Genomic DNA, 22,818 nt, shown 5'->3' on the forward strand with positions numbered 1-22,818 from the left:
CGGCCCGATTACTTGATCACGTGCCAGACATCCTTCATGCCGTCGCCGGTCATGTCACCGGCTTTCTTGTCTTTGACGAAGGTGTACACCGGCTTGCCTTTGTAGGCCCACTGCATAGAACCGTCATCGCGCTTGATCTGCGTCCACCCCTCTTCGGCCATGTCGCCATCCTTGACCATCAGCGGCGGCCAGTTCTTGGCACACTCATCGTTGCACATGGATTTGCCGCCCGAATCCTTGTCGAAGGTGTAGAGCGTCATCCCCGCATGGTCGACCATCACACCGTCTTTCATCATGGCATGATGGGCCGACGCTATCCCTGGCAACGCCAGTGCCACTGCAGTAAAAAGCGCCATCCAGTTCAGCGTATGTCGTGTCATTGGATCCACCGTGATTCTCGGGAGAGGGAATCTAAGCCTAGCCCAGTAACAGAATGTTGCTGCAACAGCCCACGACCTGTCACACGACTGCAATAATTCCGTTATCTAATGCGGGCCAAGACACCTGAATGGGAAGAGGTTTAAACATGGTTGGCAGGAACATTCTGATCGTTGACGACGAAGCGCCGATTCGCGAGATGATCGCCGTTGCATTGGAAATGGCCGGCTATGACTGCCTGGAAGCGGAAAACTCCCAGCAGGCCCACGCCATCATCGTCGACCGCAAGCCCGACCTGATCCTGCTCGACTGGATGCTGCCGGGCACCTCGGGCATTGAACTGGCCCGCCGCCTCAAGCGTGACGAACTGACCGGCGACATTCCGATCATCATGCTCACCGCCAAGGGTGAGGAAGACAACAAGATCCAAGGTCTTGAAGTCGGTGCCGACGATTACATCACCAAGCCGTTCTCGCCACGCGAGCTGGTCGCCCGCCTTAAAGCCGTGCTGCGTCGTGCCGGCCCAAGCGATGGTGAAGCCCCGATCGAAGTCGGTGGCCTGTTGCTCGATCCGATCAGCCACCGCGTGACCATCGACGGCAAGCCGGCCGAAATGGGCCCCACCGAATACCGCCTGTTGCAGTTCTTCATGACGCACCAGGAGCGCGCCTACACCCGTGGCCAACTGCTCGACCAGGTGTGGGGCGGCAATGTCTATGTCGAGGAGCGCACGGTCGACGTGCACATCCGCCGCCTGCGCAAGGCGCTGGGTGAGGCTTACGAAAATCTGGTACAAACCGTCCGTGGCACCGGTTACCGCTTCTCCACCAAAAGTTGACTGGAGCCGCTGGCTTCAAGCTGCAAGCCTCAAGTAAGAGCAAAAGCAAACGCAGATCCGCTTCAACCTTGCAGCTTGTAGCGTGCAACGTACGGCTGATCCGCTAAGGATCCTCATTGAACCAGAATTGGCATGGCACCCTGATTCGCCACATGCTGCTGTTAATCACCGCTTGCCTGCTGGTGGGCCTGATCAGCGGCTACTACGGCTGGAGCCTGGCGGTGGGCCTGGCGATTTACCTGGGCTGGACCCTCAAGCAGCTGCTACGCCTGCACGAGTGGCTGCGCCTGCACAAACCCGATGAAGCGCCCCCCGACGGCTATGGCCTGTGGGGCGAGGTGTTCGACAGCATCTATCACCTGCAACGCCGCGACCAGCGCGTGCGGGGCCGCCTGCAGGCGGTGATCGACCGGGTGCAGGAATCCACCGCCGCCCTCAAGGACGCGGTGATCATGCTCGACAGCGACGGCAACCTGGAATGGTGGAACCGCGCCGCCGAAACCCTGCTCGGCCTCAAGACGCCCCAAGACAGCGGCCAGCCGGTAACCAACCTGGTGCGCCATCCACGCTTCAAGGAGTACTTCGAGCAGGAGAACTACCTCGAGCCACTGGAAATCCCTTCGCCGATAAACGACCGCCTGCGCGTACAACTGCACATCACCCGCTACGGCAACAACGAGCACCTGATGCTGGTGCGCGATGTCACCCGCATCCATCAGCTCGAACAGATGCGCAAGGACTTCGTCGCCAACGTCTCCCATGAACTGCGCACGCCCCTGACGGTGATCGCCGGCTACCTGGAAACCCTGCTCGACAACGTCGAAGAGGTAAACCCGCGCTGGGTCCGGGCGCTGCAGCAAATGCAGCAGCAAGGCGGCCGCATGCAGACCCTGCTCAACGATCTGTTGTTGCTGGCCAAGCTGGAAGCCACCGATTACCCCTCCGACAACCAGCCCGTGGCCGTCGATGCATTGCTGCAGTCGATCAAGGGCGATGCCCAGGCCCTGTCCGGCCAGCGCAACCAGCGCATTACCCTGGAGGCGACCCCCGGCGTTCGCCTCAAAGGCAGTGAGGCCGAACTGCGCAGCGCCTTCTCCAACCTGGTGTTCAATGCGGTCAAGTACACCCAGGATGGCGGCCAGATCCGCATTCGCTGGTGGGCCGACGAACAGGGCGCGCACCTGAGCGTCCAGGACTCCGGTATCGGCATCGACGCCAAACACCTGCCCCGCCTGACCGAGCGCTTCTACCGGGTCGACTCCAGCCGTGCCTCCAACACCGGTGGCACCGGGCTGGGACTGGCGATCGTCAAGCATGTGCTGCTACGCCACCGGGCGCGCCTGGAGATCAGTAGCGTGCCGGGACATGGCAGCACCTTCACCTGCCATTTCGCGCCCATCCAGATCGCCTCGCGCATGGCCTCCTAAGCCGCGCCCCTAGGCAATCGCGCACTCAGCCGCTACATTGGCGGACCGGTGCCAGCGCATGCTGGCACTGTACTTCTCTTCTTTTTCAAATGACGGACCCCGTAAAACCCCATCATGGACCCTTCCCCAGGTATTAGCCTCGCCTCACTGTTCGCCGATTTCGGCATGATTCTTTTTGCTCTGCTGCTGGTTCTGCTCAACGGCTTTTTCGTTGCCGCCGAGTTCGCCATGGTCAAATTGCGCTCGACCAAAGTCGAGTCGATTGCCGTGCAGCATGGCTGGCGCGGGCAAATCCTGCGCACCGTGCACAACCAACTGGACGCTTACCTGTCGGCCTGCCAGCTGGGTATCACCCTCGCCTCCCTGGGGCTGGGCTGGGTCGGTGAGCCGGCCTTCGCGCACTTGCTCGAGCCGCTGCTGGCCGCTGTCGGGGTCCAATCCCCGGAAGTCATCAAGGCCGTGTCGTTCTTCAGCGCCTTCTTCGTGATTTCCTACCTGCACATCGTGGTCGGCGAACTGGCACCCAAGTCCTGGGCCATTCGCAAACCCGAACTGCTGTCGCTGTGGACTGCCGTGCCGCTGTACCTGTTCTACTGGCTGATGTACCCGGCCATCTACCTGCTCAACGCCAGTGCCAACGCCATCCTGCGCATTGCCGGCCAGGGCGAGCCGGGCCCCCACCACGAGCACCACTACAGCCGTGACGAACTGAAGCTGATCCTGCACTCCAGCCGCGGCCAGGACCCGAGCGACCAAGGCATGCGCGTACTGGCCTCGGCGGTGGAAATGGGTGAGCTGGAAGTGGTCGACTGGGCCAACTCCCGCGAAGACATGGTGTGCCTGGATGCCGATGCGCCGCTCAAGGAAATCCTCGCGATGTTCCGCCGGCACAAATTCAGCCGCTATCCGGTACTGGATGCCGAGCGCGGTGAATTCATCGGCCTGCTGCACATCAAGGACCTGCTGCTGGAACTGGCGGACCTGGACCACATCCCGGAGTCCTTCAACCTGGCCGAACTGACCCGACCGCTGGAACGCGTGTCGCGCCACATGCCGCTGTCCCACTTGCTGGAGCAGTTCCGCAAGGGTGGCGCACATTTCGCCCTGGTCGAAGAAGCCGACGGCAAAGTGATCGGCTACCTGACCATGGAGGACGTGCTGGAAGTGCTGGTGGGCGACATTCAGGACGAACACCGCAAGGCCGAACGCGGCATCCTCGCCTATCAGCCAGGCAAGTTGTTGGTGCGTGGCGATACCCCGCTGTTCAAGGTCGAGCGCCTGCTGGGGGTGGACCTGGACCACATCGAGGCGGAAACCCTCGCCGGCCTGGTCTACGAGACCCTCAAGCGGGTTCCGGAAGAAGAAGAAGTACTGGAAGTCGAAGGCCTGCGCATCATCATCAAGAAGATGAAAGGCCCGAAAATCGTCCTGGCCAAGGTGCTCAAGCTCGACTGAGCCGCCTCACGGGTTGCCGGCGGTGAAGTTCGGCAACCCACCGACGGGCTGGTTGAACTGGTAAGGGATCGACTCCAGCGCCAGCCCGACGTTGCGCTGCACCACAAAGTGCAAATGCGGGCCGGTGCTGTTGCCGGTGTTGCCGGACTTGGCCAGCGCCGTACCGTAGACCACTCGCTGCCCCTCTCTGACCACGACCGAACCGCGCATCAGGTGCAGGTATACGCCCATGGTGCCGTCGTCGTGCAGGATCCGTACAAAATTCCCCGCCGGGTTCGTCCCGCGTCCGCTCTGGTTGTTCTCGGTCTTGATCACCACCCCGGCCCTTGCGGCAATGATCGGCGTGCCTTCGGGCATGGCGATGTCCATGGCGTAACGCCCCTTTGGGCCGAAATGGCTGTAGCGCCCATTGGAGCCCTGGGTCAGCCGGAACGGCCCGCCGCGCCACGGTAACGGGTAACGAAACGCCTGCTGACGCTGGGCGGGGTTGCCCAGGGCGTACCTGAACTTCTCCTGGTAGCCCACCGACTTGCCCGGCTGGCGCGCACTGAGCACCGTCAGCGGCACCGTGATGCGCGGCGGCAGCACCCGCCGGACAATCCGCGAGGTGCCGCCCTGGACGTTGCTCAAGCGCTCCAGGCGCAGCTCTACTTCGACCGGTGCGTAGGTGTCGTTGCGTGCGGTAAAACGCACCCCACCAGCGAACGGGGTCGCCTGAAGGTGTACCTGATGCTCCAGCTGCTCGAACATTCGATCGCGAAACACGAACGCGCTGCCACCCGGCAGTGGGCGGTCAGAATAGGAGACCACGCCGAACTCGTCAGTGTGTTTGTAGAGGGTCATCGCCAGTGCCGGGCCGCAAGCCGCGATCAAGGCGCAGAACAGCAAAGTGCGTGCGGGCATGGGTGGTGGCTTTTTGACAGTTCGTGATCTGTCGAAGCCTAGCAGCAGATTTTGCCGTGGACCGGGCGGGGGTGTTTCGGCGTTGTGCCAGTGGACGAATGGTAAAGCTCTCGCGGGGCAAGCCCGCTCCTACTGTAGGAGCGGGCTTGCCCCGCGATCAGGTCTCAAGCACCCGGTACGAAGTGCTTCTGCGCCGTACCCCGGGCAATCAGCCGCGACAAGTAGTCGAGCTTCTGGGCGTCCTGGTCGACAAACTTGAAGGTCAGTTGCAGCCAGTCACTGTCGGGCTTGGGCTCCAGCGCTGCGACGGCATGCAGGTAGCCGTTAAGCCGGGCGACCTCGGCGTTCTCGCCCTGCTCCAGGTCCAGTACGGCGCCTTCAAGCACCTGAGGCAGGGTCTCACCGCGACGCACCACCAGCAGCGCTTCCTTGAGGCTCAGCGCCTTGATCACGCAAGGCTGAACGCCACTTGGCAGACGCAGCTGCCCCTGGCCACGGCCAGTGGCTGGCTGGGGCGGGTTGATCTGCGGCTTGGCCGGTTCTGCAGCGGCTACCGCCGGAGCCGGAGCCGGAGCCGGAGCCTTTACCGTTTCTGCCCGTCCACCGGTGAGGGCATTGAGCGAGTCATTGGCAAACGCCGAATGGGCACGGGCCGGGACGCTGGCCATCAAGGCATCGAGCTTGCCCACCTTGGTCAGGGCCTTTTTGACCTTGGTCAGCAGCTGTTCATTGGTGAAGGGCTTGCCGACAAAATCCGAGACACCGGCCTGGATCGCCTGCACCACGTTTTCCTTGTCGCCACGGCTGGTCACCATGATGAACGGCAAGGTCTTCATCGACGCCTGCTCACGGCACCAGGTCAGCAATTCAAGCCCGGACATTTCCGGCATTTCCCAGTCACACAGCACCAGGTCAAAGGCCTGGCGTGACAGCAGGGTCTGCGCCTTGCGGCCGTTGATGGCATCTTCGATGACCACGCCCGGGAAGTGGTTGCGCAGGCACTTTTTCACCAGGTCGCGAATGAACGGCGCATCATCGACCACCAACACACTGACTTTACTCATCGCCACTCCTATCGCATCCCGACCAGCATAACGCTGACTGATGGCCATTTGCCAAACATTGGCTCACACCGGGACGCGTGATTCCGTTCGCGGCTGCCTTTGAAGTACTCCCCCCACAAACGAAAACGCCCGGCCAAGGCCGGGCGTTCTTACACGGGGCAGTCTTACTTATCGTCAGTTACAGCCGGAACATTAGCCTTTTCGCTGCCGCCTTCGACCTCTTCCTTCATACGTTTGAGGCCCAGGTGACGCACGTCGGTACCGCGCACCAGATAGATCACCAGCTCCGAAATGTTGCGCGCATGGTCGCCGATACGCTCCAGCGAACGCAGGGCCCAGATGACGTTGAGCACCCGTGAGATCGAACGCGGGTCTTCCATCATGTAGGTAACCAGCTCACGCAGGGCGGTCTTGTATTCGCGGTCGATGGTCTTGTCGTACTGGGCCACCGACAGCGCCAGATCAGCGTCGAAACGGGCAAAGGCGTCGAGGGCATCGCGGACCATGTTGCGCACCTGGTCACCGATATGACGCACTTCGACGTAACCCCGGGGCGATTCGCCCTCTTCGCACAGTTGAATGGCACGGCGCGCGATTTTGGTCGACTCATCACCGATGCGCTCCAGGTCGATTACCGACTTGGAAATACTGATGATCAGGCGCAGGTCGGAGGCAGCGGGCTGACGACGGGCCAGAATGCGCACGCATTCTTCGTCGATGTTGCGCTCCATCTGGTTGATCTGGTCGTCGACTTCACGCACCTGCTGGGCCAGGCCCGAGTCGGCATCGATCAGTGCGGTGACCGCGTCATTGACCTGTTTCTCGACCAGGCCGCCCATCGCCAGAAGGTGGCTGCGAACCTCTTCAAGCTCGGCGTTGAACTGCTGGGAGATGTGGTGGGTAAGGCTGTCTTTATCAATCATGCTTTCGCTCCGCGAAAAAGCTTCAAGTAGCAAGCTTCAAGCTTCAAGTTTGTTCGTGTCGTTCCAGGGCTTCATGCTCGCCACTCTTCTTGCAGCTTGAAGCGCGTAGCTTGCAGCTGTCGCTAGCCGTAGCGACCGGTAATGTAATCTTCGGTCTGCTTTTTCGCCGGGTTGGTGAACAGGGTGTCGGTGTCACCAAACTCGATCAGCTTGCCCATGTACATGAAGGCGGTGTAGTCCGAGACCCGCGCCGCCTGCTGCATGTTGTGGGTAACGATAACGATGGTGTACTTGGACTTCAGCTCGTAGATCAGCTCTTCGACCTTCAGAGTCGAGATCGGGTCCAGTGCCGAGCACGGCTCGTCGAGCAGCAGCACTTCCGGCTCCACGGCGATGGTACGGGCAATCACCAGACGCTGCTGCTGACCACCGGACAGGCCCAGTGCCGACTCGTGCAGGCGGTCCTTGACCTCGTCCCACAACGCCGCGCCCTTGAGTGCCCACTCAACGGCTTCGTCGAGCACACGCTTCTTGTTGATGCCCTGGATGCGCAGACCATAGACCACGTTCTCGTAGATGGTCTTGGGGAACGGGTTGGGCTTCTGGAACACCATGCCCACACGGCGACGCAGTTCGGCCACCTCTTCGCCCTTGCGGTAGATGTTGTTGCCGTACAGGTTGATCGCGCCTTCAACACGGCAACCGTCGACCAGGTCGTTCATGCGGTTGAAGGTACGCAGCAAGGTGGACTTGCCGCAGCCGGACGGGCCGATGAAGGCCGTCACGCGCTGCTTGGGGATGTTCATGCTGACGTCGAACAGGGCTTGCTTGTCGCCGTAGTACAGGCTCAGGCCAGGTACTTCGATGGCAACGGTTTCTTCTGCCAGACGCAGGCTCTGCTTGTCGCGGCCCAGGGCCGACATGTCGATACCGTGGGCGTGGGATTCATGTTGCATGATTTCACTCCGTTTGTAGCTGCAGGCTTCAAGCTGCCAGCTGCAAGTGTGTGCAAAAGCGGCGTGCAGCTTGCCGCTTGTGGCTAATAACGTTCTGTCAGCTGTCCAGCGCCTTGTACTTCTCGCGCAGGTGGTTACGAATCCATACCGCCGACAGGTTCAAGGTGGCGATCACCAGCACCAGCAGCAATGCGGTGGCGTATACCAGCGGCCGCGCAGCTTCTACGTTGGGGCTCTGGAAGCCGACGTCGTAGATGTGGAAGCCCAGGTGCATGATCTTCTGGTCAAGGTGCAGGTACGGGTAGTTGCCGTCCACTGGCAGCGACGGCGCCAACTTCACCACACCCACCAGCATCAGCGGCGCCACTTCACCGGCGGCACGGGCCACGGCGAGGATCATGCCGGTCATCATGGCCGGACTGGCCATCGGCAGGACGATCTTCCACAGCGTTTCGGCCTTGGTTGCACCCAGCGCCAGCGAGCCTTCGCGGACGGTGCGTGGAATACGTGCCAGGCCTTCTTCGGTGGCCACGATCACCACCGGTACCGCCAGCAGCGCCAGGGTCAGCGAGGCCCAGAGCAGACCCGGAGTACCCAGGGTCGGCGCAGGCAATGCCTCGGGGAAGAACAAGCGGTCGAGCGAGCCACCCAGCACGTAGACGAAGAAGCCCAGGCCGAACACGCCGTAGACGATCGCCGGAACACCGGCCAGGTTGTTCACCGCGATACGGATCAGACGGGTCACCGGGCCCTGGCGCGCATATTCACGCAGGTACACCGCCGCCAGTACGCCGAACGGAGTGACGATCACGGCCATGATCAGGGTCATCATCACGGTACCGAAGATGGCCGGGAAGATACCGCCTTCCGTGTTGGCCTCACGCGGGTCGTCGCTCAGGAACTCCCAGACCTTGGCGAAGTACACGCCCAGCTTGGTGAAGTTGCCCATGGCGTTCGGCTGGTAGGCGTGGACCACCTTGCTCAGGTTGATCTCCACTTCACGGCCGTTGCCGTCCTTGGCCACCAGGCTGTCACGACCGAAGTCCTGATGCAGGCTGCCCAGGCGCTCTTCGATGGCCTTGTAGCGGTTGTTCAGCTCAGCGCGCTCAGCTTCGATATCGGCCTGGGCGGCCGCATCCAGCTTGCCATCGAGTTCCAGCTTGCGGGTCTGCAGGCGCAGACGCTCAAGGCCGTAGTTGATGGCACCGATGTCTTTCTTCTCGAGCTTCTGCAGTTCACCGGCGAGCGTGTCGGCACGCTTGAGGCGCGCCTGCAGCTCGGCCCAGGCCGCCTTGCCTTCGGCGACGACCTTGCCATCTTCCTTGACGCTGACCAGATAGCCGTAGAAGTTGCCCCACTCGCGGCGCTCCAGGGCGATCAGGTCGACCGGGGTCTGCTGATCGGTCAGCCACTCGCCGACCACCCAGGTAAAGTCGCTGCCGTTCAAGTCACGGTTACCGACCTTGATCAGCTCGCGGGTCATGAACTCCGGGCCTTCATCAGGCACCGGCAAGCCGGCACCCTTCAGACGCACGCGCGGCACTTCTTCCTTCTGTACCACCTCGCCGACCACCACGTGGTTGGGCTGACCTGGCACGGTGTAGTTGGCCTGAATCAAATCGGCCGGCCAGAAGTGGCCCAGGCCACGCACAGCGATCACAGAGAGCAGACCAATGGTCATGATCACCGCGATGGCGACGGCGCCACCGCTGATCCAGACGCCAGGGGCGCCGCTCTTGAACCAGCTTTTGAGGGAATCCTTTTTCACGGATCTCTACCTTTCTATCAAAGCGACGAGTATTTCTTGCGCAGACGCTGGCGAATCAGCTCGGCCAAGGTGTTCATCACGAAGGTGAACATCAGCAGCACCAACGCGGCGAGGAACAGCACGCGGTAATGACTGCCACCGACTTCCGATTCCGGCATCTCCACGGCAACGTTGGCTGCCAGGGTGCGCATACCTTCAAACAGGTTCAGCTCCATCACCGGGGTGTTGCCGGTGGCCATCAGCACGATCATGGTTTCACCCACCGCACGGCCCATGCCGATCATCAGCGCCGAGAAGATACCCGGGCTGGCGGTCAGGATGACCACGCGGGTCAGGGTCTGCCATGGGGTCGCGCCCAGTGCCAGGGAGCCCAGGGTCAGGCTGCGCGGCACGCTGAATACGGCGTCTTCGGCAATCGAGTAGATGTTCGGGATGACCGCAAAGCCCATGGCGATACCGACTACCAGGGCGTTGCGCTGGTCGTAGGTGATGCCCAGGTCGTTGGTGATCCACAGGCGCATGTCACCGCCAAAGAACCAGGTTTCAAGGAACGGGCTCATGTACAGGGCGAACCAGCCGGTGAGCAGGATCACCGGAATCAGGATGGCCGCTTCCCAGCCATCCGGTACCCGCAGGCGCAGCGACTCAGGCAGGCGGCTCCAGGTGAAGCCGGCGACCAGGATGCCGATCGGCATCAGCAGGAACAGGCTGAACACACCCGGCAGGTGCCCTTCCAGGTACGGCGCCAGGAACAGACCGGCGAAGAAGCCCAGGATTACGGTCGGCATCGCCTCCATCAGCTCGATCACCGGCTTGACCTTGCGGCGCATGCCCGGGGCCATGAAGTAGGCGGTGTAGATGGCGGCGGCGATGGCCAGCGGGGCGGCGAGGATCATCGCGTAGAACGCGGCCTTCAGGGTACCGAAGGTCAGCGGCGAGAGGCTGAGCTTGGGCTCGAAGTCGGTGTTCGAGGCGGTCGACTGCCAGACGTATTTCGGCTCGTCATAGTTCTCGTACCAGACCTTGCTCCACAGCGCGCTCCACGACACTTCAGGGTGCGGGTTCTTCAGGGTCAGCGGCAGCAGCTTGCCGCCCTCTTCGATGATGATGCGGTTGGCACGTGGCGACAGCGACAGCACGCCTGCGCCTTCAGCCACCGGCTCGACCAGCAGGGTACGGTGGGCGGTGCTGTGGAACACGCCGAGTTCGCCGGCGGCGTCCAGGGCAATGAAGCCTTTGCGACGCTCTTCGGCATCGATCTGCACGATCGGCGCCTTGCCCATCTGGAAGTCGCGGATACGCTTGAAGCGCTGCTCGCCGTCCGGGTCGCGGGCCATGAACCATTGGGCCAGGCCACCTTTGGAATCACCGATGATCAGCGAGATACCACCGACCAGCTGGGCGCTTGCGGTGACTTCGGCATCGCCGTTGTCGAGCAGCTTGTAGCGACCGTTGAGCGTTTTTTCGCGCAGGCTGAAGACATCCGCCTGGGCCCGACCATTGATGACGTACAGCCATTGCTGACGTGGGTCGATGAAGATCGCTTTTACCGACTCGGTCATTTGCGGCAGGTCGATACGGCTCTGCTCGCTGGTGACCTCACCGGTCATCATGTTCTCTTCGCGGGTCAGCGAGACCACTTGCAGGTGTGCGCCAGTAGAGCCGGCCACCACCAGGGTTTCGCCATTCACGTTGAGGCTGACATGCTCCAGGGCACGGCCCTGCTCATCGAGCACGAAAGGCTCCTGGCCATAGGGGTAGTCAATGCCAGGGGTGATGGTTTTCTTGTTGTCCGGGTAGGTGATCTTGTAGCTGTGGCTGAATGCCAGCGCCTGGCCGTTGGACAGGCCCAGTACCACCAGCGGGTTACCCGGCTGGTCACTACCGATCGAGGTCACCTGGGTACCGGCCGGCACCGGCAGGTCGACGCGCTTGAGTTCGGCACCGGTCTTGGTGTCGAAGAACAATGCCTGGCCCTTGTCGGACACACGCATGCCCACCAGGTTCTGCTCTTCCAGGGCAATCATCAGCGGCTTGCCGGCATCCTGGCTCAGCCAGGTCGGCTCCAGCGCCTTCTTGCTGGTCAGAGTGGCGCCCTGGAACAGCGGCACGACCACGTAGGCCAGGTAGAAGAAGATCAAGGTGATTGCCGCCAGCACGGCAAGCCCGCCTACCAGTACATACCAGCGGGTCAGGCGATCCTTGAGCGCACGCACGCGACGCTTGCGTTGCAGTTCGGGCGTATTGAAATCAATCCGCACGGGGGGAGAATTTTGGGTCATGGTGGAGTTGGCCAGATCATTCATGCGCACACCCTAGCGGTCCCGTATTACAAAAACATGACAATGAAGTGACGCAAAAAAGCCCGCCGCTCAGTGGTGCTGGCAGCGGACTCGCAATTTGCGGTGGAGACTGGTCATTTCCAGGCCCCACCTGTCTCACACTCAGTTCTTCGCGACGCCTTTGTTGGCGTGGCTCAGGCCCAGGTCGGCCAGGGCTTTTTCAGCCACTTTGGCAGGCAGTGGGATGTAGCCGTCTTTCACGACAACTTGCTGGCCAGCCTGGGACAGGACCAGTTTGACGAACTCGGCTTCCAGCGGGGCCAGAGGCTTGTTCGGTGCCTTGTTGACGTAGACGTAGAGGAAGCGCGACAGCGGGTAGGTACCGTTCAGGGCGTTGGCTTCGTTGTCTTCAACGAACGCGCCACCGTCTTTCTTGGCCAGAGGCACGGTTTTCACGCTGGCGGTCTTGTAACCGATGCCCGAGTAGCCGATGCCGTTCAGCGAGCTGCTGATCGACTGTACGACCGAAGCCGAACCCGGCTGTTCGTTGACGTTAGGCTTGAAGTCGCCTTTGCACAGGGCTTCTTCTTTGAAGTAACCGTAGGTGCCCGATACCGAGTTACGGCCGAACAGCTGGACCGGCTTGTTGGCCAGGTCGCCTGTCACACCCAGGTCAGCCCAGGTTTTGACATCGGCCTTGGCACCACACAGGCGGGTGGACGAGAAAATCGCATCGACCTGAGCCATGGTCAGGCCCTTGATCGGGTTGTCCTTGTGGACGAATACGGCCAGGGCGTCGACGGCAACCGGAATGGCGGTTGGCTTGTAGCCGTACTTCTGCTCGAACGCCTGCAGCTCGACGTCCTTCATCTTGCGGCTCATCGGGCCGAGGTTGGCGGTGCCTTCGGTCAGCGCGGGTGGCGCGGTGGAGGAGCCGGCAGCCTGGATCTGGATGTTTACGTTCGGGTATTCCTTCTTGTAGGCCTCGGCCCACAGAGTCATGAGGTTCGCCAGGGTATCGGAACCGACGCTGGAGAGGTTGCCCGACACACCGGTGGTCTTGGTGTAGGTCGGAATAGCAGGGTCAACAGCGGCAACCGCATTGGCGGTGGCAACGCCAGCGGCGACGAAAGTCAGGGCCGCCATCAAACGCTTCAGTTTCATGCCTTACTCCTAGCAGGAATTGGGGGTGAGATGGATCGGGCCCAAGTATCTGCAGGCCGTATGAACACTCTATGAACCGAATGTGACAATTAGATGAAAGGCCATCACCGAGTTTCGGTGATGGCCTTTTCAAAATGTTGCGAGGCGGGGAACTAGAAGGGCTTCAGCGTTTCTTGGCCATCAGATAGAGGCCGACCAGCAGACCAATGGTGCAGATACCGGCCACGTAATAGGCCGGGCCCATCGGGCTGAACTTGAGCAGGTAGGTGACCACCATCGGGGTCAGGCCACCGAAAATGGCGTAGGCCAGGTTGTAGGAGAAGGACAACCCGCTAAAACGCACAACGGCCGGGAATGCATGAACCATGACATAGGGCACCGCGCCGACGATGCCGACAAACAGGCCAGTCAGGGCATAGAGCGGGAACAGCCACTCCGGGTGTTCGACCAGGCTGTGGTAGAAGCCCCAGGAACTGGCCAGCAGCGCCAGGCTACCGACCACGAATACGCGCCCTGCCCCGAAGCGGTCGGCCAGCATCCCGGCCACGATGCAACCCAGGCTCAGCAGCACGATGGCCACACTGTTGGCTTGCAGGGCCACGGTGGGGGCAATGCCATAGACCGTCTGCAACACGGTCGGGGTCATCAGGATCACCACGATGATCCCGGCCGACAGCAGCCAGGTCAGCAGCATCGACAGCACAATGGCGCCACGGTGATCGCGCAGTACCGCCCGCAGCGGCACTTCTTCGGCCAAGGCCTTGCGCGCCTGCAGTTCGGCGAACACCGGGGTTTCATGCAGCCAGCGACGCAGGTACACCGCGAACAGCCCGAACACGCCACCCAGCAGGAACGGAATCCGCCAGGCATAGTCGGCCAGCTCGTCAGGCGTATAGATGCTGTTGATCGCGGTGGCGACCAGCGAACCGAGCAGAATCCCGGATGTCAGGCCAGCGGTCAGGGTTCCGCAGGCGTACCCGATATTGCGCGAGGGCACGTGCTCGGACACGAAGACCCAGGCGCCCGGCACTTCACCGCCGATGGCCGCGCCCTGGATCACCCTCATCAGCAACAGCAGGATCGGCGCCCACATGCCGATCTGCGCGTACGTCGGCAGCAGCCCCATGATCAGCGTCGGTACGGCCATCATGAAGATGCTCAAGGTGAACATCTTCTTGCGCCCCAGCAAGTCGCCAAAGTGCGCCATGACGATGCCGCCCAGCGGGCGCGCCAGGTAGCCGGCGGCGAAAATCCCAAACGTTTGCATCAAGCGCAGCCATTCGGGCATGTCCGCAGGGAAAAACAACTTCCCGACGACCGTGGCGAAGAACACGAAAATGATGAAGTCGTAGAACTCCAGCGCTCCGCCCAGGGCGGAAAGCGACAGGGTTTTATAGTCACTGCGGGTGAGCGGCCTCGAAGGCTGCGCGATACTGCCGGGCACGGAGGTCATAGGTCTCTCTTATTGGTATCGCTGATTGGTACCTCAGGCCGCCTGCCGCGCGGGTTTCGGGCCTGATGGGCCCCGAACGATAGCAAATTGCAAGAAAAAGCACAGTGCGCACAAATTCAATACAAGTATTCATAAATGCATGGTCGTCGCTGCGCTTTCTGCTCTATATACTGGCCGCTTGTATCAAAAGGTTGCGTCTACCGAAGGATGTTGTGCGAAAACGCCGCTAGGTATGCTTAGTCGGTTTCGCAGAGTTTCCCTTCGCCGCCTGGCAAAGCGAAAGCAGCGTAGTATGGTTGTGCTGAATCGTTTTTCGAGGCGTCTGCATTAGCGCCAACCAACGAAGCGTCACGGGTCAGAGGCACCCCCGGCATGATTGAACTCGAACAAGAAGATCCCATCCCGCAAGGCGACCTGGCCTTGCAGATCACAGCATTACCGCGTGAAACCAATGGTTTCGGCGATATTTTCGGCGGCTGGCTGGTCGCCCAGATGGACCTGGCCGGCACCGCCATGGCCAGCCGCGTCGCCGGTGGCCGGGTAGCGACGGTCGCTATCGACCGCATGGCTTTCCTGGTTCCGGTGGCCGTCGGCGCGCAGTTGTCCTTCTATACCCAGACCCTGGAAATCGGCCGCAGCTCGATCCAGATGATGGTCGAAGTGTGGAGCGACGACCCACTGTCCAGCGAATGGCGCAAGGTCACCGAGGCTGTGTTTGTCTTCGTCGCCATCGACGGCAGCGGCCGCACCCGTTCGGTTCCTCCTCGTCGCTGAGGCGGCTGCGCGGTAAACTCGAGGGTATGCAAGCGGTCCAAGACCGTACGGCACACCCAAGAGATCAAGCGCATGTCCACACCCAAGGTCGAATCCGAACAACACGGCGAGCTCAATTGCTGGCGCATCACCACTGACAGCGCCGAACTGCTGGTCGCCCAGCAGGGCGCCCAGGTGTTGAGCTACCAGCGGCTCGGCGAACCACCCTTGTTGTGGTTGAGCGAACAGGCCATTTTCAAGCAGGGCAAATCCGTGCGCGCCGGGGTTCCGGTGTGCTGGCCCTGGTTCGGCAACCTGGGCCGCAACCCACAATCCGTACAGGCCATGTATCGCGGCACCGAGCCGTCGGCACATGGCCTGGTGCGTGGGCGTGACTGGCAACTGCAAGGCATCGCTGACGTCGAGGGCGCGGTGCGTGTCGATTTCACCCTCCCCGACACCCAGGGCGATCTCCCCGGCTGGCCCCACACGGTCGAGCTCACGCTGAGCATCGTCATGGCCGAACAACTGAGCCTGACCCTCACCAGCTACAACCTCGACAACGTCCCCGTCACCATCAGCCAGGCGCTGCACAGCTACTTCGCCGTCAGCGATGTGCGCAACGTTCAGGTAGAGGGTGTTGAAGACCTGGGCTACATCGAGACCCTGGAAAACTGGGAGCAACGTACGCAAGCGGGGGCGTTGGCTTTTGCGGGCGAGACCGACCGTATCTATCTGCAGTCCCCTGACCAGCTCAGCATCGTCGACCGCGCCTGGAACCGGCGTATCCGCATTAGCAGCAGTGGCTCGCGTTCAGCCGTTATCTGGAACCCGTGGACCGACCGCGCCGCCGAACTGGCGGACATGGCCGACGATGGCTGGCAAGGCATGCTGTGCATCGAGACGGCGAACGTCTGGGATGACGTGGTGACCCTGGCGCCGGGAGCCAGTCATTCGTTGAGCGTGAGTATCGCTAGCGAAGCGCTCTAGAGTGCTATCGCGGGGCAAGCCCGCTTGCCCCGCGATGCGGCTACAGATCAGCGTCCTCCACCACCCGCACCTTCGCCGCCTCCATTGCATAGGCCGCATCAGCCAGGTCATTGCTGACCGTCTCGACCTTCAAGGTGCCGCTGACCCACAGCGGTGTATAGATATCGTCCAGCTTCACGCCACGGGGATAGCGCACCAGCACCAGTTGGTTGGGCGGCGGTGGCGGTACGTGAATGCAAGCGCCCGGATAAGGCACGAGGAAGAACAGGGTGCTGTTGCCCTTGGCGTCGCTTTCCAGCGGTACCGGATAACCGCCCAGGCGAATCTGCTTGCCGTTCATCGCTGGCACAGTCTTGGTCGAATACATCACCGCCGGCAGGCCTTTGCTCTGCTTCATGCCGCCCTTCTCGGTGAAGGTGCCCATGGCTTCGGGGGAGTTGTGGTCGATCTCTGGCATCAGCTCCAGGGCTTTCTGGTCCGACTTGGGCATCAGCTCCAGCCAGTCGGTTTCCGGCAGCTCGGCGCGGGCAAGGCTGCTGATCAGCAGCAGTGAAACCAATAAAACACGGCGCATAAAAATGCTCGGCAACGAAAAGTGCCGAGCATTCTAGCCTGCCGTCAGTTCTTTTTGACCATGCCGTAGATCACCAGGAGGACGACCGCGCCCACCAGCGCTCCCAGGAAGCCTGCGCCTTCGCCCGCCTGGTAGATGCCCAGCGCCTGACCGCCGTAGGTCGCAGCAAGCGAGCCGGCAATGCCGAGGAGAATGGTCATGATCCAGCCCATGCTGTCGTCGCCAGGCTTGATGAAGCGTGCCAGCAGACCGACGATCAGGCCGATGAAGATGGTTCCGATGATACCCATGGCAATCCCTCTGAGTGAAATGGCGCACGCCAAAGCCTAGTCAGCGCTTTGGCATCCCGCCATCAGAGGGACCGCGAAGAAGGAAGGTTCCCTTCAGCCCTGGATCAGGGCTTCGACCTGCTGGATCTTCTGCTCCAGCGTCGCCATGTCGTCGCAACGCAGGGTGGCGTGACCGACCTTGCGCCCGACCTTGAAGGCCTTGCCGTAGTGGTGCAGGTGGCATTCGTCGATGGCCACGACTTTGTCTACCGCCGGCACTTCACCGATGAAGTTGAGCATGGCGCTTTCGCCGACCTTGGCGGTCGAACCCAGCGGCAGGCCGGCAACGGCACGCAGGTGGTTTTCAAACTGGCTGCACTCGGCGCCTTCGATGGTCCAGTGGCCGGAATTGTGCACCCGCGGGGCGATTTCGTTGGCCTTCAGGCCACCGTCGACTTCAAAGAACTCGAAGGCCAGCACGCCCACATAGTCCAGCTGCTTGAGCACACGGCCCGCATAGTCTTCGGCCAGGCCCTGGAGCAGGTGATCTTCACTGGCCACCGACAGACGCAGGATGCCGTTCTCGTGGGTGTTGTGCACCAGCGGGTAGAAACGGGTCTCGCCATCACGTGCGCGCACGGCAATCAGCGACACTTCGCCGGTGAACGGCACAAAGCCTTCCAGCAGGCACGGCACGCTACCCAGTTCGGCGAAAGTACCGACTACATCCTCGGCAGATCGCAGCACTTTCTGACCTTTTCCGTCATAACCCAAGGTGCGGGTCTTGAGCACGGCCGGCAGGCCAATGCTGGCAACGGCGGCGTCCAGGTCAGCTTGCGACTGGATGTCGGCAAACGCCGGGGTCGGAATGCCCAGGTCCTTGAACATGCTCTTTTCAAACCAGCGATCGCGGGCGATTCGCAGGGATTCGGCGCTCGGGTACACCGGCACGAACTGGGACAGGAAGGCGACGGTTTCAGCCGGCACGCTTTCAAATTCAAAGGTGACCAGGTCAACTTCGTCGGCCAGTTGGCGCAGGTGGTCCTGGTCGCCGTAATCGGCACGCAGGTGCTCGCCCAATGGCGCGGCACAGGCGTCTGGCGCCGGGTCCAGGAAGGCGAAGTTCATACCCAGCGGCGTTCCTGCCAGGGCCAACATGCGACCCAGCTGGCCGCCACCGATTACACCGATTTTCATGGGTTTGACCTCAAGCCTGGCGCGGATCTGGATTGTCCAGAACGTTGTCTGTCTGCTCAGCGCGGAACTGCTTCAGCACGCTGTGGAACTGCGGGTGCTTGGCGCCCAGGATGCTCGCCGAGAGCAGTGCGGCGTTGATCGCGCCGGCCTTGCCGATGGCCAGGGTGGCAACCGGAATACCGGCTGGCATCTGCACGATCGACAGCAGCGAGTCGACACCGGAGAGCATCGACGACTGGACCGGCACGCCGAGCACCGGCAGGTGGGTCTTGGCGGCGCACATGCCTGGCAGGTGGGCAGCGCCACCGGCACCGGCGATGATGACCTCGATGCCACGGCCTTCGGCCTCTTCGGCATACTGGAACAGCAGGTCCGGGGTACGGTGGGCGGAGACCACCTTGACCTCGTAGGGAATGCCGAGTTTTTCCAGCATATCGGCGGTGTGGCTAAGGGTGGACCAATCGGACTTGGAGCCCATGATCACGCCAACCAGTGCACTCATCGTCGAGCCTCTTCTCTTGGGCGCCCGCAGGCGCGTCAAAAAACAACAAGCCACGCGGGGACGACCGGCGTGGCTTGTTATGCGAATTAGGGCCGGGAAAAACCGACCGAAGGCCGCGCAGTATATCGTAACCCGGTGCATTTAAGGCACCCCGGCGACCAACTGTCGGCCCTTATTTTTCGGGGCTTTGGCTGACTTTCAGGTCAACCTGCCGTCGACGGCCCACCCTCCAGCTTGCGCCAGAGCAAACGCACGTTGGCCTTGCGCACCAGCGCGCAGCGATACAGGCGGATTTCCAGCGGCACGTGCCACTGCGGGCCACCACAGATCACCAGCTCGCCGCGCTCAAGCTCGGCGCGCGCCGAAAGCCGCGGCACCCAGGCTATCCCCAGGCCTTCCAGGGCCATGCTCTTGAGGCTGTCGGCCATGGCCGTCTCGTACACCGTGGTAAAGCGCAGGGCACGCTGGCGCAGCAGCAGATTGACCGAGCGACCGAGGAACGCCCCGGCACTGTAGGCCAGCAACGGCACGCTGCCCTCGCCTTCAAGGTCGAACAGCGGCTTGCCATCGGCATCGGCCGCGCACACCGGCAACATTTCGGTGTGCCCCATGTGCAGCGAGGGGAAGATTTCCGAATCCATCTGCAGGGCCGCATCCGGGTCGTAGAACGCCAGCATCAGGTCGCACCCGCCTTCACGCAGGGCATGCACTGCATCACCGACGTTGGTGGCCACCAACCGCGTGGCGATGTTCAGGCCATCGTTGCGCAACTGGGCAATCCAGCGCGGGAAAAAACCCAGCGCCAGGGAGTGCGCTGCCGCGACCTGGATCACTTCGCCCTGCCCGCCTTCCAGGTGGTGCAAGTGGCGCAGCACTTCACCCAGTTGATCGACCACCGTGCGAGCCGTAACGAGGAACAACTGCCCGGCCGCCGTCAGCTCGATCGGCGTACGCGAGCGGTTGACCAGTGTCAGCCCCAGCGCAGCCTCAAGGCTGCGGATACGGCGGCTGAAGGCCGGCTGGGTTACGAATCGGCGCTCTGCGGCCTGGGAGAAACTGCGCGTCGCCGCCAGGGCGCTGAAGTCTTCCAGCCATTTGCTTTCGAGGTTCATCTGTCTCTCCAGGCGCGCACCAAAATGGCACACGCTCGAATGTCGGTTGGCGTCACACTAACCATTATGCCGTTTGTGCATAGGTTAGTGCGCAACAGCATTGGCCGCAAAATCGCCGCAGGCCTAGGATTGGCGCCATTCCGGCATGTGCCGGGCCAAATTCGAGATGATATTTATCATGTCCGCTGCTGCATCGTTCCGCGTCGAAAAAGACCTGCTTGGCACCCTTGAAGTTCCAGCTGATGCCTACTACGGCATCCAGACCCTGCGCGCTGCCAACAACTTCCACCTCTCCGGTGTTCCGCTGTCGCACTACCCGAAGCTGGTCGTGGCCCTGGCCATGGTCAAGCAGGCTGCTGCCGACGCCAACCGTGAGCTGGGTCACCTGAGCGATGCCAAGCACGCTGCCATCAGCGAGGCTTGCGCCCGTCTGATCCGCGGCGACTACCACGAGCAGTTCGTGGTCGACATGATTCAAGGCGGTGCTGGTACTTCTACCAACATGAACGCCAACGAAGTAATCGCCAACATCGCGCTGGAGGCCATGGGCCACCAGAAGGGCGAGTACCAGTACCTGCACCCGAACAACGACGTGAACATGGCGCAGTCGACCAACGACGCCTACCCGACCGCGATCCGTCTGGGTCTGCTGCTGGGTCACGACGCCCTGCTGGCCAGCCTCGACAGCCTGATCCAGGCCTTCGCCGCCAAGGGCCAGGAATTCGACCACGTACTGAAGATGGGTCGTACCCAGCTGCAGGACGCCGTACCGATGACCCTGGGCCAGGAATTCCGCGCCTTCGCCACCACCATGACCGAAGACCTCAACCGTCTGCGTTCCCTGGCGCCTGAGCTGCTGACCGAAATCAACCTGGGTGGTACCGCCATCGGTACCGGCATCAACGCCGACCCGGGCTACCAGATGCTGGCCGTTCAGCGCCTGGCAACCATCAGCGGCCAGCCGCTGGTACCGGCTGCCGACCTGATCGAAGCCACCTCCGACATGGGCGCTTTCGTGCTGTTCTCCGGCATGCTCAAGCGTACCGCGGTCAAGCTGTCGAAGATCTGCAACGACCTGCGCCTGCTGTCCAGCGGCCCACGCACCGGCATCAACGAAATCAACCTGCCAGCGCGTCAGCCAGGCAGCTCGATCATGCCAGGCAAGGTCAACCCGGTTATCCCGGAAGCCGTCAACCAGGTGGCCTTCGCCATCATGGGCAACGACCTGGCCCTGACCGTCGCTGCCGAAGGCGGCCAGCTGCAACTGAACGTGATGGAGCCGCTGATCGCCTACAAGATCTTCGACTCGATCCGCCTGCTGCAACGCGCCATGGACATGCTGCGCGAGCACTGCATCGTCGGCATCACTGCCAACGAACAGCGCTGCCGTGAACTGGTCGAACACTCGATCGGCCTGGTCACCGCCCTGAACCCGTACATCGGCTACGAAAACGCCACCCGTATCGCTCGCATCGCGCTGGAAAGCGGCCGCGGCGTACTGGAACTGGTGCGTGAAGAAGGCCTGCTGGACGAAGCGATGCTCAACGACATCCTGCGTCCGGAAAACATGATTGCTCCGCGTCTGGTTCCGCTCAAAGGCTGAACGACGCTGTAACACCGCTCACCAGGTCGAGGGACTAGACACCTCTCACCTTTTGAGGGCCCAGGGATCACTCCCCGGGCCCTTTTTTTATGTCTGCACGGCGGCGGGCTTGCCCTGCGATGCGGTGTAATAGTTAGATCGCATCGCGGGGCAAGCCCGCCCCCCACTCGCCAACCACGGAGACAGCCCCATGGCCACTGCACACCCTGCCCAGCACATCATGGTGCTGTACACCGGCGGCACCATTGGCATGCAGGCCAGCGCCAACGGCCTGGCACCGGCCTCGGGCTTCGAGCAGCGGATGCGCGAGCGCCTGGCCGGCGTGGCCGACATCCCCGACTGGCAATTTCGCGAACTGCTGCCGCTGATCGACAGCGCCAACATGACCCCCGCGTACTGGCAGCGCCTGCGCGAAGCGGTCATCGACGCCATTGATCATCAGGGCTGCGATGGCGTGCTGATTCTGCATGGCACCGATACCCTGGCCTACAGCGCTGCCGCCATGACGTATCAACTGCGGGGTTTGCAGGCACCGGTGCTGTTTACCGGGTCGATGTTGCCGGCCGGCGTTGCCGACAGCGATGCCTGGGACAACCTGACAGGCGCGTTGCACGCCCTGGGTCAGGGCCAGGCCTACGGCGTGCAGTTGTACTTTCACGGTGAACTGCTCGATCCCCTGCGCACGGCCAAGGTGCGCAGCTTCGGACGCCACCCCTTCGTCACCCTCAAGCGCAATGCCGGCGCAGCGAAGGCGTCGCAACTGCCCGCCGCACTCGACTATCGCCAACCCAGGCAGCCCGCCTCGGTGGCCGTACTGCCACTGGTACCAGGCTTCGGCGCACCGCTGCTGCAAGCGGCACTCGACAGCGGTGCGCAAGGATTGATCCTGGAGTGCTTCGGCAGCGGCACGGGGCCTGCCGACAACCCGGCGTTTCTCGCCGCCCTTGGCCAGGCACAGGCCAAGGGGGTGGTGGTGGTGGCAATCACGCAATGCCATGAAGGGGGTGTCGAGCTGGATGTCTATGAGGCAGGCAGCCGCCTGCGTCAGGTCGGCGTGGTGTCCGGCGGCGGCATGACCCGCGAGGCGGCCTTTGGCAAGTTGCAGTGGCTGCTCGGTGCAGGCTTGCCGGCGAGCGAAGTGCGGCGCCTGGTCGAGCTGGAGCTGCCATAGCGCAATAACCCTGGCAAGGCACACATATTGCTCGGT

21 protein-coding genes are annotated in these 22,818 nt (G+C 62.1%); 7 read left to right on the forward strand and 14 right to left on the reverse strand.

From position 1 onward, the window contains the following. Positions 1–8 precede the first annotated feature (8 nt). Complete coding sequence (locus U9R80_RS26800; protein WP_274116904.1) at positions 9–380, reverse strand: COG4315 family predicted lipoprotein; 372 nt, start codon at positions 378–380, stop codon at positions 9–11. A gap of 146 nt (positions 381–526) precedes the next feature. Between U9R80_RS26800 and phoB the strand changes: the two genes are divergently transcribed. The 3 genes from phoB to U9R80_RS26815 all read left to right on the forward strand — a co-directional run bounded on the left by phoB (position 527) and on the right by U9R80_RS26815 (position 4,098). After that, a complete protein-coding gene (gene phoB, locus U9R80_RS26805) occupies positions 527–1,216 on the forward strand; it encodes a phosphate regulon transcriptional regulator PhoB (protein ID WP_028942483.1) in 690 nt (229 codons plus the stop codon). 152 nt (positions 1,217–1,368) lie between these two features. Beyond that, on the forward strand, positions 1,369–2,643 hold the full coding sequence (phoR, locus tag U9R80_RS26810; protein ID WP_324805282.1) for a phosphate regulon sensor histidine kinase PhoR: 1,275 nt from the start codon (positions 1,369–1,371) through the stop codon (positions 2,641–2,643). A 114-nt stretch (positions 2,644–2,757) separates the two neighbouring features. Beyond that, positions 2,758–4,098, forward strand: a complete 1,341-nt coding sequence (locus U9R80_RS26815) for a hemolysin family protein (protein ID WP_301838905.1) — start codon at positions 2,758–2,760, stop codon at positions 4,096–4,098. Between the two features lie 6 nt (positions 4,099–4,104). Here U9R80_RS26815 and U9R80_RS26820 read toward each other — a convergent pair whose 3' ends face one another. The 8 genes from U9R80_RS26820 to U9R80_RS26855 all read right to left on the reverse strand — a co-directional run bounded on the left by U9R80_RS26820 (position 4,105) and on the right by U9R80_RS26855 (position 14,611). Then, positions 4,105–5,001: a peptidoglycan DD-metalloendopeptidase family protein gene (locus U9R80_RS26820; RefSeq protein ID WP_301838906.1), complete on the reverse strand. Its 897-nt coding sequence runs from the start codon at positions 4,999–5,001 to the stop codon at positions 4,105–4,107. Positions 5,002–5,165: 164 nt separating this feature from the next. Beyond that, positions 5,166–6,065, reverse strand: a complete 900-nt coding sequence (locus tag U9R80_RS26825) for a response regulator (protein ID WP_301838908.1) — start codon at positions 6,063–6,065, stop codon at positions 5,166–5,168. A gap of 164 nt (positions 6,066–6,229) precedes the next feature. Beyond that, complete coding sequence (gene phoU / locus U9R80_RS26830) at positions 6,230–6,988, reverse strand: phosphate signaling complex protein PhoU (protein WP_301838910.1); 759 nt, start codon at positions 6,986–6,988, stop codon at positions 6,230–6,232. A gap of 122 nt (positions 6,989–7,110) precedes the next feature. Beyond that, entirely contained in the window at positions 7,111–7,944 is an 834-nt protein-coding gene (gene pstB, locus U9R80_RS26835) for a phosphate ABC transporter ATP-binding protein PstB (protein WP_301838911.1), read from the reverse strand. 97 nt (positions 7,945–8,041) lie between these two features. Further along, a complete protein-coding gene (gene pstA / locus U9R80_RS26840) occupies positions 8,042–9,712 on the reverse strand; it encodes a phosphate ABC transporter permease PstA (protein ID WP_301838912.1) in 1,671 nt (556 codons plus the stop codon). A 17-nt stretch (positions 9,713–9,729) separates the two neighbouring features. Further along, a complete protein-coding gene (locus U9R80_RS26845) occupies positions 9,730–12,018 on the reverse strand; it encodes an ABC transporter permease subunit (protein WP_301838913.1) in 2,289 nt (762 codons plus the stop codon). A gap of 138 nt (positions 12,019–12,156) precedes the next feature. After that, on the reverse strand, positions 12,157–13,158 hold the full coding sequence (locus U9R80_RS26850; RefSeq protein ID WP_301838915.1) for a phosphate ABC transporter substrate-binding protein PstS: 1,002 nt from the start codon (positions 13,156–13,158) through the stop codon (positions 12,157–12,159). A 163-nt stretch (positions 13,159–13,321) separates the two neighbouring features. Beyond that, the gene (locus tag U9R80_RS26855; RefSeq protein WP_301838916.1) at positions 13,322–14,611 is read right to left on the reverse strand and encodes an MFS transporter; all 1,290 of its coding nucleotides are present in this window, start codon (positions 14,609–14,611) and stop codon (positions 13,322–13,324) included. Positions 14,612–14,983: 372 nt separating this feature from the next. Between U9R80_RS26855 and U9R80_RS26860 the strand changes: the two genes are divergently transcribed. Next, positions 14,984–15,385, forward strand: a complete 402-nt coding sequence (locus U9R80_RS26860; protein WP_009402429.1) for an acyl-CoA thioesterase — start codon at positions 14,984–14,986, stop codon at positions 15,383–15,385. A gap of 72 nt (positions 15,386–15,457) precedes the next feature. Beyond that, on the forward strand, positions 15,458–16,354 hold the full coding sequence (locus tag U9R80_RS26865; RefSeq protein ID WP_301838935.1) for a D-hexose-6-phosphate mutarotase: 897 nt from the start codon (positions 15,458–15,460) through the stop codon (positions 16,352–16,354). Between the two features lie 40 nt (positions 16,355–16,394). Here U9R80_RS26865 and U9R80_RS26870 read toward each other — a convergent pair whose 3' ends face one another. The 5 genes from U9R80_RS26870 to U9R80_RS26890 form a co-directional block, all read right to left on the reverse strand. Beyond that, entirely contained in the window at positions 16,395–16,928 is a 534-nt protein-coding gene (locus U9R80_RS26870; protein WP_301838936.1) for a DUF3299 domain-containing protein, read from the reverse strand. A gap of 44 nt (positions 16,929–16,972) precedes the next feature. After that, the gene (locus tag U9R80_RS26875) at positions 16,973–17,218 is read right to left on the reverse strand and encodes a GlsB/YeaQ/YmgE family stress response membrane protein (RefSeq protein WP_028942497.1); all 246 of its coding nucleotides are present in this window, start codon (positions 17,216–17,218) and stop codon (positions 16,973–16,975) included. A 93-nt stretch (positions 17,219–17,311) separates the two neighbouring features. Next, positions 17,312–18,394 carry a 5-(carboxyamino)imidazole ribonucleotide synthase gene (locus U9R80_RS26880; protein ID WP_301838938.1) on the reverse strand — a complete coding sequence of 361 codons (1,083 nt, stop codon included), beginning with the start codon at positions 18,392–18,394 and terminating at the stop codon, positions 17,312–17,314. A 10-nt stretch (positions 18,395–18,404) separates the two neighbouring features. Next, positions 18,405–18,896 carry a 5-(carboxyamino)imidazole ribonucleotide mutase gene (gene purE / locus U9R80_RS26885; RefSeq protein WP_028942499.1) on the reverse strand — a complete coding sequence of 164 codons (492 nt, stop codon included), beginning with the start codon at positions 18,894–18,896 and terminating at the stop codon, positions 18,405–18,407. Positions 18,897–19,099: 203 nt separating this feature from the next. Continuing rightward, the gene (locus U9R80_RS26890) at positions 19,100–20,008 is read right to left on the reverse strand and encodes a LysR substrate-binding domain-containing protein (protein ID WP_028942500.1); all 909 of its coding nucleotides are present in this window, start codon (positions 20,006–20,008) and stop codon (positions 19,100–19,102) included. A gap of 178 nt (positions 20,009–20,186) precedes the next feature. Between U9R80_RS26890 and aspA the strand changes: the two genes are divergently transcribed. Together aspA and U9R80_RS26900 are read left to right on the forward strand one after the other, a co-directional pair. After that, positions 20,187–21,611, forward strand: a complete 1,425-nt coding sequence (aspA, locus tag U9R80_RS26895) for an aspartate ammonia-lyase (RefSeq protein ID WP_028942501.1) — start codon at positions 20,187–20,189, stop codon at positions 21,609–21,611. 190 nt (positions 21,612–21,801) lie between these two features. Next, positions 21,802–22,782, forward strand: coding sequence for an asparaginase (locus tag U9R80_RS26900; RefSeq protein ID WP_301838940.1), 981 nt, complete (start codon positions 21,802–21,804; stop codon positions 22,780–22,782). Positions 22,783–22,818 lie beyond the last annotated feature (36 nt).

The organism is Pseudomonas sp. JQ170C (genome assembly GCF_035581345.1).
Taxonomy (GTDB): Bacteria; Pseudomonadota; Gammaproteobacteria; order Pseudomonadales; family Pseudomonadaceae; genus Aquipseudomonas.